9 protein-coding genes are annotated in these 14,289 nt (G+C 59.7%); 3 read left to right on the forward strand and 6 right to left on the reverse strand.

Annotated features, from left to right (window positions below; translation table 11 throughout):
• Nucleotides 1-8: 8 nt before the first annotated feature.
• The gene (locus ACE10Z_RS30145) at nt 9-5,687 is read right to left on the reverse strand and encodes an RHS repeat-associated core domain-containing protein (protein WP_375784009.1); all 5,679 of its coding nucleotides are present in this window, start codon (nt 5,685-5,687) and stop codon (nt 9-11) included.
• Nucleotides 5,688-6,056: 369 nt separating this feature from the next.
• Nucleotides 6,057-6,359: an RHS repeat domain-containing protein gene (locus ACE10Z_RS30150; RefSeq protein ID WP_375784010.1), complete on the reverse strand. Its 303-nt coding sequence runs from the start codon at nt 6,357-6,359 to the stop codon at nt 6,057-6,059.
• Between the two features lie 186 nt (nt 6,360-6,545).
• Between ACE10Z_RS30150 and ACE10Z_RS30155 the strand changes: the two genes are divergently transcribed.
• Nucleotides 6,546-7,460, forward strand: coding sequence for a hypothetical protein (locus tag ACE10Z_RS30155; RefSeq protein ID WP_375784011.1), 915 nt, complete (start codon nt 6,546-6,548; stop codon nt 7,458-7,460).
• A gap of 746 nt (nt 7,461-8,206) precedes the next feature.
• On the opposite strand, the gene ACE10Z_RS30160 is transcribed toward ACE10Z_RS30155, so the two are convergent.
• Nucleotides 8,207-8,371 (reverse strand): Flp family type IVb pilin, encoded by a 165-nt coding sequence (locus ACE10Z_RS30160; RefSeq protein WP_375784012.1) that lies wholly within the window; start codon nt 8,369-8,371, stop codon nt 8,207-8,209.
• Between the two features lie 323 nt (nt 8,372-8,694).
• Here ACE10Z_RS30160 and ACE10Z_RS30165 point away from each other — a divergent pair, with 323 nt between their 5' ends.
• Entirely contained in the window at nt 8,695-10,329 is a 1,635-nt protein-coding gene (locus ACE10Z_RS30165) for a thiamine pyrophosphate-requiring protein (RefSeq protein WP_375789959.1), read from the forward strand.
• Nucleotides 10,330-10,343: 14 nt separating this feature from the next.
• On the opposite strand, the gene ACE10Z_RS30170 is transcribed toward ACE10Z_RS30165, so the two are convergent.
• Both ACE10Z_RS30170 and ACE10Z_RS30175 read right to left on the reverse strand, forming a co-directional pair.
• A complete protein-coding gene (locus tag ACE10Z_RS30170; RefSeq protein WP_375784013.1) occupies nt 10,344-10,661 on the reverse strand; it encodes a hypothetical protein in 318 nt (105 codons plus the stop codon).
• A complete protein-coding gene (locus ACE10Z_RS30175) occupies nt 10,658-11,491 on the reverse strand; it encodes a TIR domain-containing protein (protein WP_375784014.1) in 834 nt (277 codons plus the stop codon). Before ACE10Z_RS30175 ends, ACE10Z_RS30170 begins: the two co-directional genes overlap by 4 nt.
• Before the next feature lie 269 nt (nt 11,492-11,760).
• On the opposite strand from ACE10Z_RS30175, the gene ACE10Z_RS30180 reads away from it, so the two are divergent.
• Complete coding sequence (locus tag ACE10Z_RS30180) at nt 11,761-12,975, forward strand: NAD(P)/FAD-dependent oxidoreductase (RefSeq protein WP_375784015.1); 1,215 nt, start codon at nt 11,761-11,763, stop codon at nt 12,973-12,975.
• Nucleotides 12,976-13,044: 69 nt separating this feature from the next.
• On the opposite strand, the gene ACE10Z_RS30185 is transcribed toward ACE10Z_RS30180, so the two are convergent.
• Nucleotides 13,045-14,289, reverse strand: a complete 1,245-nt coding sequence (locus tag ACE10Z_RS30185; protein ID WP_375784016.1) for an ABC transporter substrate-binding protein — start codon at nt 14,287-14,289, stop codon at nt 13,045-13,047.

Consider the following 14,289-nt stretch of genomic DNA (forward strand, 5'->3'; position numbering starts at 1 on the left):
GGCAAGACTCAAGGACCAAAGGTGAATGAGCGCGCACCCGTAAGCCTAGCACCGAGGTTATAAAAAGCGACTGCGCACTGCGGGCAAATGATATTTGTGGTAACTCCTACTGTGGGCGTGAGACCCAGCCGGCCTGCTGCGGAAATAGCGGCCATTTCGGCATGACGTCCCGCCGATTCGACGACCGTCAACCCAAGTTCATTCGCCAGCCCGACCTGAGCCGCAGACAGCTCAGTTGTACCGCCTGCAACAAGTGTGGGTCCCTCAACGGTCTCTAGCACTGCGATCGTGCGCAGATTATTCATGGGCGCAGTCGCCGCGTTAGCAACCTGCCTCGCGAGTGCCAAGGTTGCCTGTGGACCTGCGGTCTCAGCTCCGAGTACTCCCAGCCCGCCAATTCCCGCGATTGCTAGCGGTACGCCAAGTCCAATCGTTCCTTCGATTTTCGCGGCAGTTGGATACTGCTGGACGAAATCTGTTACCGCCTGCGATTGAGCAAGTTCTGGTGCGGTCGTTTGATTTAGATACGACGTCACCGCGGCCATGAAAAGGCCATTGGGATCAATCGCGTTCAGCGGATCATTGTTGACATAGGCATATAGGTTGACGCCGCCCTGAACTCCAACTGGATCAGGCTGCATGAAGCGGCCGAGCAGCGGCGAGTAGTGGCGCGCGCGATAGTAGTAGAGACCGTTGGTCTCTGGATCGATGCGCTGTGCCGTGTAGCCGAATGTAGTCGGCGAACCCGGGCTTGCTCCGTAGGGTAGATACCCCGTCTTGGCAAAGGCTCCGGTCGCAGAATCGAGCGTCGCAACGATCGAACCCTGGATGTCCGGGATGAAGGTGGTGCGGGTGCCGAGCGCTACGTTCGTCTGGTTCAGGACATCGTTCGACCCAAGGCCGAAGGCGTACCAGCGCAGGATCGCCCCGCTGGAGCCGTCGTAGTCCAGCAAAGCCCGATTAAAGGGATCCGTGACCGTAATCGTCGTCGAGCCGCTAACGGTCTTCGATTTGCGCTGTCCCTGCGCGTCGTAGCTGTAAGTTGCAACGGTCGCCGTGGGGGACGCGCAAGTGCCGCCATTGATCGCCGCGACGAGCCGATTTTCCGCATCGTAGCAATAGGTAAAGCTGCCGTCATAGGTCAGATTGCCGTTGCCGTCATAGCTGGGCGTGACCGCGCCGACGGCGGTATATTGATTGAGATTGTTGGCGGCGTAACTCACCGTGCTCGGCGTCGCGGTGGGGTAAGCCCAGAAACTGTTGTCTGTCGCCGCCTGGCCAATCCGTTGATTGCTGGCGTTGTAAGCGAACGCAAATGACGCGGTGTTGGCACTCGGCGGCGCTTGCGCCTGCACCGGGCTAAAGCTGGTCGCCGTGAGGCGATTGACGCCATCATAGCTGTACGTCATCGCCGCAACCGAGCCACTTACCGGCGGGGTTACTGAAGCGCTGGTATCGGAGACGCCGGTGACGCGCCCCGCCCGATCGTACTGGTAGCTCACCACGGCGGCCGGTGACGGCGGGGTCTTGCTGGTCAGGCGATTGAGCGTGTCGTATGCAAATGTGATGGTTTGACCGGCGCGCGTCTGCCGGGTCTTGACGTTGCCGTCTGCATCATAGGCCAAGACCTCGGTGCTCGCATCCGGATAAGTCGTCGTGCCCAGCCGGTCAAAGCCATCATACGCAAATGCTAGTGCATGGTTGCTCGCATCGGTCACGATCGCGATCAATCCATCCGCCGTATAGGCCTGCTGCAAGAGCGGCGTGCTCTGAATCGCACGGTTCAAGGCGGCGGTTTGGCGGCTCAGCGAGTCGTATCCATATATCGTCAATCTTCCGAGAGGGTCTCGCACGCTCGCAACCCGGTCCAGCCGATCGTAGCTGATCGACGTCGTGTTTCCGTTGGCGTCGGTCGTGCTCGCGAGCTTTCCGGTGGCGGTGTAGGTCGCCATCGTCAACCGCAACGTCAAGCCGTTCGCCGACTGTTGAACCTTTGTCGGCCGTCCATCGGGGTCATAGCTGGACGTCGTCAGGAGCCCGCTCGGTAACGGCAACTGGGTGCTGATGGGGCGGCGGGCCGTATCGAACCGGCTGGTCGTCGTATTGCCGTTCGGATCGGTCACCGAGATCGCATCACCGACAGCATTGTAGGCAACCGTGCTCGACTGGTTCAGATGGCCGCTGCCGCCAGCATCCCGAACGATCGAGGTCCGGTTCCCAACGCCGTCGTAGCCATATTGCGTGACAACGCCCAGCGGGTCCGTCGCGCTCAGAACTTGCCCAAGACTGTTGTATGTGAACGAAGAGGCGAGGTTGAAGTGCGGAGGTGCGCCAACGTCCGCCGTCGATACGGTGAGATTGCCGGTCGTTTGATCGTAGCTGGCGGTCGAGACGAGGCCGAGCGGATCGACTGTTCGTATCGGCTTGTTGAAAACGGGATCATAGCTGTACGTCGTCACGAGGGGCGCCAGCGGAGATCCCGGCTTCGGCGTAACGGTCGTCGTCAGGACATTGCTGTTTGCATCATACGTAACGCTGGAACTCTTCCCCTCCGGTGAAGTCGTGCTCACCGGCCGTTGAAGCCCGTCGTAGGTATTTTGTGTGACGAGATTCAAGCCCTGAAGGTCCTGAATCTCAGTAATCGTCTTACCCAATGGATTTGTATAGATGACGTGTCGGGTGCCGAACGGATCAACTTCTTCGCTCCGCGTGCCCGCAAAGAAATACTGCCATGGCGGGTTGTTTGCGCTCGCCTGGGTCTGAATCCGGCCGAGCGAATCGTATGTGTTCATGACGATGGCCTGACCAGGCGACGCAGGGTCAAAGATTTGCGTCAAACGGCCGGGGAGATCGTAGATGTAATTGGTCCGCTGCCCGAGCACATCGGTATAGGTCGAAAGATTGCTCGCGGCGTCATAGCCATAGGAAACGACACGACCGTTACCGTCCGACACCTGCGACAACAGACCCGATGAATACGTAAAGGACAGCGACCGACCCAGGTTGTTTGTAACCGATGTCAACACCTGGGGCGAGCCGCTGTAGTTCAACGTGATCGTGGTCCCGGCCGGGTTGCTCAGTGTCTTCAGGTTTCCGGCACTGTCGAAGGCAAGCTGCTGCCGGTTCTTGGTGAGGTAATTGTAGGTCCCACCGCTCAGCGTCAGCGTGGTTGCGGTTCCCGGCGGGGGATTGTAACTCCCGTCTGCCAGCTTGGTGAAATGCTCGACGTATCCGGGCTGCGAGACCGCAACGATATTGTTAGTCAGCTGGTCCATCATCCAGCGCTGGATCACGGCAGTGATGACCACCCGATCGAGGGGCTTTGGGGTCGTCGTTCCGCCGTTTAGAATATCCAATGTGACGAATGTCGCGGCGATCGCGGACGCTCCGCTGATCGGTGAGTTCGCAGCCATGCCCGCAAATCCGTCGCTATCGACAGTTGCGGTAATGGCAAAATTGTGGGTCCAGCCGTTGCCCATCGCCCCCTTCTGTAATCGCGTGCCAGAGTCGTAGTATCTCTGGAATGCAAGGCCGTAGGGCATTGCCTGGCTGCCGATCACGAGATCGGTCGGGCTGTTTAGGTAGTCGCCGGTGACGAGGTTGATCGGCTCGCTTGTTGTCTGTGTCTGGCCTACGTTACCGCCGCCGTTGCCTTGCGAGCCCTGCGGATTTGTGATCACAGGAGATTGGGTTAGTGCCGGGAGAACGGATTGCTGGTTGTTATCGACGATCTCGGGATCCGTCACGACGGTCGTTGGCTCGCCGCCGCTCAAACCTCCCGTAATGATGGAACCAATGGAACTGCCGTCCTGAGCAACCTGATAGTAGCCAGTGCCGGTGTACATGTTGACGGAGATTGCTCCGTTGGCAGGAGCTACGACCCGAAAATTCTGCGAACCAACAAGGGTGTCGACCCGAGCCAGATCGCCCGCCGTATAGTGGTTGGCGACGAGCGTCGGGCGAATATTGCTCGTGTAGTAAGCCGGCCCATCTCCGGAAATCGCGCTGTTGTTGATATCGAAGATCAGACCTCCGGCCTGGACAGTCGTATCGATAAGCTTGGTCGTGGACGCGGCAATCGCGCCGGGTTGAGTCTGCTCAAGTGAACCCGACTCGGCGACGCTGCCAAATAGTTGCTCAGAGAAGAATGCCGCAGATTCTATCGATGTGAGCGACGAGCTTGCCGAGCGGCCTGCCCGCTGGATGATGCTGAATCCGTTGATTGGAAGATCGACATAGGGCCCGCTTGAGGAGCCGACTGCCTTTGTGCCTACAACGCCAACGGCGTGTTGATAGACTGTGCTCGTTCCAATGAGTTGATCGACCAGTTGCTGTTGCTGGCCGCATTCGGCGAGCCACGTATAGCCGATCATCGCCAGGCTTTCGCCCAGGACAGATTCGGCACTAGGGTTGCCGGGATTCGCCGCGGCGTTCGCTTGAAGAAGCTTCCGATGCTTTTCAATCGTACCGCGACCAACCTGACCCCAACCCGTCCCGATCAGATAGATGTAATTTGGGATCGGCGACATCCGAACCGCATCGCTATTCAGGACGTTGGCGAAACCGTTGGGATCGGAATAAGGATGTATGATGGTAGACCTGACTGTCAATTGCCGGCCGGACGGCACCGCTCCGCTCGCCGTGACCTGTGTGACGCCATCGAACAAGAGGCTCGGGATCGACGACCCGTTGAACGAGATTACGAGACGGTGATCGTAGATGTCGGACGAATTGAACGTGATCGCGCTGGCGAGTGGAGTGAAGTTGCCACTCGAATCGTTCGAGCCAAGCGTCAAAGTGAGGGTCGTGCGATACGCGCTTGCAATCGTCGGCTGTGTCACGACGGTCCCTATCGAGTAACCCAGGGACGTCTGCCGCAAATGCGTACCGACGGTGAGCGGAACGATCGTTGCGCCGCCGATGATATCGGGCGTTGCCGCCGCCGGATTGTTGGCACGAATATACTGGACCAGATTGCTTGCGTAAGTCGCGAGGTTGTTCCGGATGTTTGTCCGATTGAGGCCTACGATGCTGGTCGGGGTGATCGTTGCGTCATTTTCCGCTTGGGTAATAAAACCGTTTGGACCGCCCTGTGCATAACCAAAAGCTGCTGAAAGCGCTGAGGTACCGAGACCTGCCGACCGGTTGTAAATCTTCGTGCTTGGATCGAACACGTAGTTCGTCCCGCCGATATTGACTTGAACCCACGCCCAACCGAGTTGAACTGCCGTCGCCGGGTTGCCGACCGCTCCGTTTCCTGGGAAACCTCCACTTCCGACAATGAAATTGATGCTGTTTACCGAGGTATCTGCCCCGACCCAATTCGTGAATTGACTGGCAGAGAGCTGAATTTGTCCGATTTGAAATGAGGCCGCTATGCCAGCTTGCTGCAGCAGCGCCACCATGAGCTCAGCTTGATCGAAAGCCGTGCCCTTCCCATCAAGGAGAGTCCCAAGCGGCCCCTTTAGGCTTCCGTATTGAGGCAGTGTCTGAATGTTGTTGTAGACGTATTCGTAAATCAGGTCTGGATCGTTTTTGAGCGCTCTCGCCAACTCTACAATTTCGGCTGGCGCAGGAGAAGTTTGCGCTCGACTTGGGCCACCGCAGATCGTTCCGGCGAATACGAATACGATCGCCAATACGTTCAAGAGAACCCGGAATGATCTCGAAGCAACGATCGGTTTCATACATTCCCGCCTTTCTGCAATGATCCGAGCACTACTGGGGCGGTGCGGAGGGCTTCGCTGGAGAGGCTGGCGCATCTGGCTGAGCTGATACGGTCGCCGCTGGAGGGTTCACCAGAACTGGACTGACGGCCTTTGGGCGCGTCGCATCTTGCCTCAGGATGCTCGCCATTCCCTGTTCGTAGGGAACGGTCACCGTAGAAATCAGATTTCGAGGCATGTTGTTCGGAAATGGCTGGGCGACACATGTTTTCGGCACGAGGAACAGGGCCGCGACAATCAAACCTGAGCGAAAGCAGCGACTGCAAGACATGGTCTGGGACATTATTTGCTCCAACTGACTTAAGCGGTTCATCGGCGCATCAAGTCGCCTTAGCTACCCCACTTGGCGCCGCCCGCTGAATTCCAGTTGAAGCATCCCCAAACGCCTGTCGCCCCGGCCGCTGCGACGTTGATGGTTTCGGAAACCCGATTGCCGTTCGCATCGTAGGTGTAAATAATGCAGACGCCGGTATCATAACTGGCGGCAGTGATGCGACCGAGTGCATCGTAGGTGAAGGCGACCGATCCATTTGCGGCGTCGACGGGTTCTATCGTGCCGCACGTCAAGACGGCAAACGCGAACAAGGCCGCTAGTCGAAGGTGCCGGGTGCCGCTCCTGGAAGTCTTGTTCATCATTTTTCTCTCTGCCGCAAGTCGTTCGCCAAATCAGCAAGGGCGTGTGGTGAGCGGACCGCGTCCGAAAAGCAATCATCAACAAACAGCGTAAAGTTGTGCATCTACTTCATCACATCTATCTGGCGCAATCAATCTAAAAATGCTATTGATCCGATCGACAATGTCTAATTGTGGAGACGTTTAATGTTTCGCGCGGTTGTTTTGGTTTCGTTGCTCTTGATCTCTCTTGCTAAAGGTGCTGCTGCACAGAGCTGTGCTGGCCTCACCACGATAGTCAACGGCACGAATGCGGACGCAACAGTTGTAATGGGCAACTTCACCGCCCTGCAAAACTGCATCAATAGCTTGGCGATGCCGCGGGGCTACTTGAACGGGTTGACCCTTTCCACAGCTGGCAGCTCAGTCAGTTTTTCAGTTGCAGTGGGAGCCGCAGCGTCAGACGACACCGCGCCTGTGCCGATGAAGCTGACCACTTTGATCACCAAAACGACCAACGTTTGGGCCGTTGGCACCGGCAACGGCGCGTTGGATGCCGGGGCGATAGCTGCAAACACATGGTACCATGTATTCCTGATTGAACGAACTGATACTGGGGGCGTAGACGTTCTAGCTTCGCTCAGCGCAACGTCGCCAACTCTGCCGACGAACTACACCGCCAAGCGGCGCATCGGATCGATGAAAACGAATGCATCCGCACAATGGACGGCATTCACGCAGATCGGCAATGAATTCTGGCTTGCGTCACCGGCGCTCGATTACGACCAGGCCATAAGCACGACGAATACCGACGTTACGGCTACGCTATCTAGCGTGCCCAGCGGCGTGCAGGTGAAGGCGTTAGCCAATGTCACCGCTTTCAGCAATACCGCCATCGATTTGCAAATTTATGTGCGGTCACCGTTTGTTTCCTCTCAAAACAGCTCTTGGAGCGTGTCACCCGGAGTTACGATCTACGATAATTCCTCCGGCGGAGGCGCCGTTGGCAATCTCGCCCTCTGGACAAACGCGGCCCAGCAACTAGTCTTTAACAACAGCCTTCCGATTGCTCACATTCGCTTTTTCACCCTCGGCTGGGTCGATCCTCGCGGCCGGGATTAACCGATGGAGACTGTGGCCATCGCCGTCGCCTTGGCCACTTTCACCGCCCCAGTGTATCTGAACGCCACAGCGGCTACGATTGCTCGGAATCCCGAATGTACCCAATTCCTTGATCGCGCATAGGGGAGGAAGTTGCGGGTTCACTGTCGCCCGTCGCTCATCCGATGCTTTGCGTTCGGAAAGGGCAGGCAAGGCCGGCGGCGAACAGTTTCATGGCGGCAAGTCCTCTGGCTTGGATTGAGGAGACTGGCCTTCAGCCGTGATTCGCCGCTACTCGAGGCTGCCGTAATTGGCCGTCACTGGTTGGACCCACGCGGGATGTGTGCAATCCGTCTCTGATAATTGTTTGCGACATCGTCTTTCACGAGGTGCAGACATGATCTGTCGAGGAATTGTCGTTTTCGTGCTCTGGCTTTTCGCTACGGGCGGAGCGTTCGCTCAAGGTTGCCCCGGCGTGACCACTTTGGTGAACGGCACCAATGCGGACGCTAACGCGGTCAGTGGAAACTTCACCGCGGTCGTAGGCTGTATCAATAACCTGTCCGCGCCCAGAGGCTGACGCTATCCACGCTCGGCCAGCCAAGCTTTGGAGTGGCCTGTCGGTGTGGCGACGTCTGATGACGCGACCACCTACATGAAGCTGGCGACGTCTCTTTCGAAGACGACCACCGCCTGGAGCGCCGGCACCGGGACTGGTATCCGGCCGGAACACGATCCGCAAAGAGCGGAAGCGTGCCCGGCGGCGCTTACTTGAATGCCGAACTGACGGCAGTGAATTGGCCGCTCACACTGGTGCCGATGCCTTTGACCCCGGCGACGATCACGATGCTGATGCCACCGGCGATGATGGCGTATTCGATCGCCGTAGCCCCGACGTCATCACGCAGAAATCTTGCAAGCAACGCGCGCATGAAAAGCTCCTGTCCGACGCCCGCGGCTTTTTCTCCCGCGCCGTAGCAATATTCCAGCAAAACTAGGCCACATTGGTTGACGGCCCATTGATGGACAGGATGAACGATCGCTTAAAGGTTGCAGAGAAAATCCCTGCTAGTTCTGCCTGCATCCTGGCCTCGCCCCGCGAGGCGGCGAGCCGCGAATGGGCGTAAACGCATATCAGGACTACCTGATCCGGCCCCGGCGGCGCTTTACCCTCGCGGCGGAATCCTGTTCCTTTATCGGACAGGACGACAACGAGGCCGGAACGAACCGGCCGCATCCAAAGGGAGTGACCGTCATGAAGCTCGGCACCGCGATCGCGGAAATCATGAAGCGCGAGGGCATCGAGATCCTCACGGGCTACCCGGTCAACCATTTGATCGAATACGCCGCCAGCGCCGACATCCGCCCCGTGATGGTGCGCCAGGAGCGCATCGGCGTGCACATGGCGGACGCGATCTCCCGCGTCACCTCGGGCGAGAAGATCGGCGCGTTCTGCATGCAGCACGGACCGGGCGCCGAGAACGCGATGGGCGGCGTCGCGCAATGCTACGGCGAATCCGTACCCGTCCTGGTGCTGCCGATGGGCTATGCCCGCCGGCTCGCCAACATCGATCCGAACTTCAATTCCAGCCAGGCGATGAAGGCGTTCTCGAAATCCTCCGAGCCGATCAACATCGCCGCGGAAGTCTGCAACATCTTCCGCCGCGCCTTCACCAAATTGAAGAACGGCCGCGGCGGGCCCGTGATCGTCGAGATCCCCGCCGACATGTGGAACGAGGAGGTGCCGGAGCCGCTGAACTACACGCCGGTGCTGCGCACCCGCTACGGCGCCGATCCCGTTCACGTGAAGGAAGCGGCAGCCTTGCTCGTTGGCGCCAAGCGCCCGGTGATCTATGCCGGCCAGGGCGTGCATTACGCAAAGGCCTGGCCGCAGCTGAAGCGCCTCGCGGAGCGGCTCGCGATCCCCGTCACCACGAGCCTCGGCGGCAAGTCGTCATTTCCGGAGACGCATCCGCTGTCGCTCGGCTCCGGCGGCCTTGCCGTACCGCGCGCGGTGCCGAAATTCCTGTCCGAAGCGGACGTGATCTTCGGCATCGGCTGCTCCTTCACCGAAACCTCGTTCGGCATCGCGATGCCGAAGGGCAAGACCATCATCCATTCGACGCTCGATCCGAACCACATCAACAAGGATGTCGAGGCCAAGGTCGGGCTGGTCGGCGACGCCGGCCTGGTGCTCGACGCGCTGCTGGAGGAGATCGGCAAGACCGTGACCGCCGACCGCAACGCCAGCGCCGTCGCGGAAGAGATCGCCGCCTCGCACAAGGAGTGGCTCGCCAAGTGGATGCCGAAGCTGACGCATAACGATGCGCCGCTCAATCCCTACCGCGTGCTGTGGGATCTGCAACACACCGTCGACATCCACAACACCATCATCACCCACGATGCCGGCAGTCCGCGCGACCAGCTGTCGCCGTTCTGGAAGTCGGTCGAGCCGCTGTCCTATATCGGCTGGGGCAAGACCACGCAGCTCGGCTATGGTCTCGGCCTCGCGATGGGCGCCAAGCTGGCAAAACCGGACAAGCTCTGCATCAATGTCTGGGGCGACGCCGCGATCGGCTTCACGGGGATGGATTTCGAGACCGCGGTGCGCGAGCGGATTCCGATCATGTCGATCCTGCTCAACAATTTCTCGATGGCGATCGAATTGAAGGTGATGCCGATCTCGACCGAGAAGTACCGCTCGACCGACATCTCCGGCGATTACGCCGCGATGGCCCGCGCCTTTGGCGGCTATGGCGAGCGGGTGACCAAGCCCGAAGACATCATCCCCGCGATCAAGCGCGGCATCCAGAAGACCAGGGAAGGCGTGCCGGTGCTGCTGGAATTCATCACCAGCAAGGAGACCGAGGTGTCGCGGCCGGGGACGTAAAAGAGTGCTGATTTCTAGCGGCAAGACATCAATAGTGGATCCGTCGTTCTAATCTTGCCCGCGTTCCGAAGCACATGAACCATCTTGCAGGCGAAGTTTGGATCGCATGAACAACTGTCGATCGCTTTTGCGGCTGAAGCAAAGTTCTGCAACAGGCACTCCGCCTGTCCTAACAACCACTTCTGCTCGCCCGGAGACAATGCGGACACATCGTTTGTGATCTTCGTGATCAAACCCGCTTGGCTACTGTCAGCAGAGCAGCTCTCTGCTTTGGCGCTCGGCGTGCCGAAAATTATCAATGATGCTACAAAGGCAGAGACTGATAGCTTCACGATCGACTTCCTCGATAGGCGAGTATGCGCTCAATACTTGCAGCGACAGCGGGAGCCCTAGGATAGATAAACACGAGCAGAACCAATATTGAGAGAGCACTCTTGTCAGCCAGATCAGATAAGACGCCGGCCCAATACGGGGCCTCTTGACCGACAAGATTGATTGGCGGCTCCGGAATCTTCCGCTTTGCGAAGCTGGACCGATCCAGTTCGAACAAAAAATCGTTTGTATGCCGGACGATTGCGGGGACCTCACTGGATTGCAGATGATTGCTCAAATAGTATGGCAGCTCCTCATTCAGCGTGCTGATGGCAACGGTGTCCGGAACTTGAACGGTCGTTAGCTGATGTCGGAAGACATCTTCATCGCCGCCCCACCAGGCTCCAGGAATGATTGGCTCGTCGCCCCCGCCTCCCGCAGACAATATCTGCCGTCTAAGCGCGCTTATTTCGTGATTTTGAGCATCAACCGATAGGCCGGAAAACGCCATACGTTTACCTCCGACCATGGGCCACCACTGTCGAGACTTAAGAAAGCTCGCCCGATCCGAATCCAGGAAAATTGGCCAGTTCTCTCCACCGATCAGAAGTGGAAATACGCTTATGCCGCCCATTTCCACTTTATTCTTGATCGCTGGCAGTTCGACTGTTCTGACGTAGTGCGAAGTGACGTAGGCGTCAGAAATCGCGAGCAAGATATGTGTGGCTTCGCGAAGATGACTCTCGATCTCTTCGTTCCACAGCTGGCTCGCCTGAATATCGCCGTCATGAAAAAACTCGATCTTCTCATCGAGTTGTAATTGATCGAGCATATACTTGATGCGGCGCATGACGTCTAAATCCGCATGCGCATAGCTTAGAAATATCGTTGGCAACATTTGCCGGCCTCAAAATATTTTGAGCTCGCCAGTTCGGATTGCTAGAACAATTTTCACTAGAATATTTATACTATGCACCCATGCAGGGTGGCCGTAAAGTTGAATTGCGCCTCGCGCCCAGTTCGCGACGCTTCGCGGGCCTGTCACACCCTACCTTCACCCACTTGATTTGACCTCGCCTGCGCAGGCAAGCTCTCTCCGACGCAACGTCGGAGGGAGAGATGGCGCGCATCCTGGTGCTGGGTGCCGGCTTTGCCGGGCTGTGGGCGGCGCTTGGTGCAGCCCGCAAGCGCGACGAGATCGGCACGCGGGCGGCGGACACCGAAATCCTCGTCGTCGATCGCAACGCCTATCACAACATCCGGGTGCGCAATTACGAGGTCGATCTCGGCGATGTCGCGCTGCCGCTCAAGGACCTGCTCGATCCGGCCGGCGTCAGGCACAGGGTGGCTGACGTCGGGGCGATCGATCCGGCGAAGCGCGAGGTCGTCGTCAAGACAAGCTCCGGCGCGGACACGCTGACCTACGACCGGCTGGTGCTGACCACCGGCAGCGAGCTGGTCCGGCCCGCGATACCAGGCCTTGCCGCGCACGGCTTCGATGTCGACACCTTCGAAGCAGCCACGCGCCTCAACACGCATCTTGCGGCGCTCGGCAGGCAGCCGCCCTCGCCGGCCCGCGCGACGGTGGCGGTGGTCGGCGCAGGGTTCACCGGGATCGAGGTCGCGGCCGAGATGCCGGCCAAGCTCGAACGCGCCGGCATCACCGGCGATCACCGCATCGTCCTGATCGATCCCAATCCGGTGGTCGGCGCGACGTTCGGCGCGCATGGCCGGCCCGTCATCAACGAGGCGCTGGCCGCGCTCGGCGTCGAGACGCGGCTGAACGTCAGGGTCAGCGCCGTCGGCGCCGACAGCATCACACTTGATAGCGGCGAGATCATTCCGGCCGCGACCGTGGTGTGGTGCGCCGGCATGCGCGCCAGCCCTCTCGCCGCGATGGTGGCGGTGAAGCGTGACGCGCTCGGGCGCCTTCCGGTCGACCATTACATGCGCGTCGAGGGCCTCAATGACGTATTCGCCGCCGGCGACGTTGCCGCCTGCCTGATCGATGGCGAGCATCCGACCGTGATGTCGTGCCAGTTCGCGCGGCCGATGGGCCGCTTTGCCGGGCACAATGTGGTCGCGGATCTGTTCGGCGAGCCCCTGCTGCCGCTCAATATCGACTGGTACGTGACGGTGCTCGATCTCGGCGCCTGGGGCGCGCTCTACACCACCGGATGGGACCGGGAGGTGCACACGACAGGCGCCGCGGCAAAACTCACCAAGCAGACCATCAACCGGCAGCGCATCTATCCGCCGCGCAATGGCGACCGCGCCGCACTGCTTGCGGCCGCCGCGCCGACGATCCAGACGGCACCGCCGACGCGCAAATAGCAAAAGGGGCGGTCACCGCGTGACCGCCCCTGCTCATCTCGCGATGGCTCGCGATGGCTCGCGCCGCGATTACTGCGACAGCTTCACAAAATCCGGAAACTTCAGCTTCCCTTCCGCGATCGCCTTCGGCCAGACCGTGATCTGTTTGCCGCCCTGCCACTGGAACACGAGGCCGGTGACGGCGCCCGGGCCAGACTTGATGCCGTGCGTGAACTCGTCGTTCTTGCCGTAGAACTGGATCTTGCCGATCGTACCGTCGAAATCGGTCTTCTCAAGCTCGGTGACCATCTTGTCCGGATCGGTCGAGCCGGCGCGCTGGATCGCCTCGGCGATGATGTAGACCTCGTCATAGGCGGTGTAGCCGGTATAGGCCGGCGGCGTGCCGAACTTGGCCTTGAACGCGGCCGCGAACGGTTTTGTCTTTGGCGTCACCGCGACGTCGGGCGTCGCCACCGCGAGCGACGGCACGCCCTCGGCCGCGCCGTTGGTGTCGCCCCAGAACGTCGGGCTCAGCGCCTGCGCGCTGATGCCAAACATCGGGATCGGCACCTGCTGGTTCTTCCACTGCACCGTCGGCTGCACACCGACATGGGAGATGCCGGTGACGATCACGTCGGGCTTGGCGGCTTCCATCTTGTTGAAGATCGGCGTGAAGTCGGTGGTGTCGGGCGAGAAGCGGATGTGCTCGACGACCTTCAGGCCGGCCTTGGGCAGGCAGGCCTCGTAGCCGATGTCGAGCGGCTTGGTCCAAGCCGCGTCCTCGCTCATGATCGCCACCGACTTGAACTTGAGCTGATCGACCAGCAGCTCCTTGGCCGCGTCGCAGACCAGCTGCGCCTGCGCGGCCGAGGTCAGGTAGCCGTGGAAGGTGTACTTGTTCTTCTCATAGTCGTTGTGAATCGCCTTGGTGATTTCGTTCGAGGCGGCGCCGGGCGTGATCAGCGGCATCTTCAGGCGCGAGGCCCACGGCTCCAGCGCCAGCACGACCTCGCTAATGTAGCTCGCGATCACGGCCGAAACCTTGTCCTCGCTCACCGCGCGCTGGAACGCGCGCACGGAATCGGCCGACGAGCTCTTGTTGTCGTAGGTGACGATCTCGATCTTGCGGCCCATCACGCCGCCCTTGGCGTTGATCTCGTCGGCTGCGATCTGCGCGCCGCCCGGGGTGGCTGCACCCGCGATCGACTGCACCTCGGCGATGACGCCGATCTTGATCGGATCCTTGGACTGCGCATAGGCCGGCGCCGCGAGGCACAGCGCCAGCGCCGAGGCCAACAGGCTCACGCGGGTGGCGGTTGAATATGCTGGCATCAT

This window comes from Bradyrhizobium sp. Pha-3, from assembly GCF_042258615.1.
In the GTDB taxonomy this organism is placed as follows: domain Bacteria; phylum Pseudomonadota; class Alphaproteobacteria; order Rhizobiales; family Xanthobacteraceae; genus Bradyrhizobium.

Excerpts from the sequence above, each read along its gene's own strand:
- ACE10Z_RS30145 (WP_375784009.1), bottom strand. The coding sequence starts at position 5,687 with ATGAAACCGATCGTTGCTTCGAGATCATTCCGGGTTCTCTTGAACGTA.
- ACE10Z_RS30150 (WP_375784010.1), bottom strand. The coding sequence starts at position 6,359 with ATGAACAAGACTTCCAGGAGCGGCACCCGGCACCTTCGACTAGCGGCC.
- ACE10Z_RS30155 (WP_375784011.1), top strand. The coding sequence starts at position 6,546 with ATGTTTCGCGCGGTTGTTTTGGTTTCGTTGCTCTTGATCTCTCTTGCT.
- ACE10Z_RS30160 (WP_375784012.1), bottom strand. The coding sequence starts at position 8,371 with ATGCGCGCGTTGCTTGCAAGATTTCTGCGTGATGACGTCGGGGCTACG.
- ACE10Z_RS30165 (WP_375789959.1), top strand. The coding sequence starts at position 8,695 with ATGAAGCTCGGCACCGCGATCGCGGAAATCATGAAGCGCGAGGGCATC.
- ACE10Z_RS30175 (WP_375784014.1), bottom strand. The coding sequence starts at position 11,491 with ATGCGCCGCATCAAGTATATGCTCGATCAATTACAACTCGATGAGAAG.
- ACE10Z_RS30180 (WP_375784015.1), top strand. The coding sequence starts at position 11,761 with ATGGCGCGCATCCTGGTGCTGGGTGCCGGCTTTGCCGGGCTGTGGGCG.
- ACE10Z_RS30185 (WP_375784016.1), bottom strand. The coding sequence starts at position 14,289 with ATGATGCCAGCATATTCAACCGCCACCCGCGTGAGCCTGTTGGCCTCG.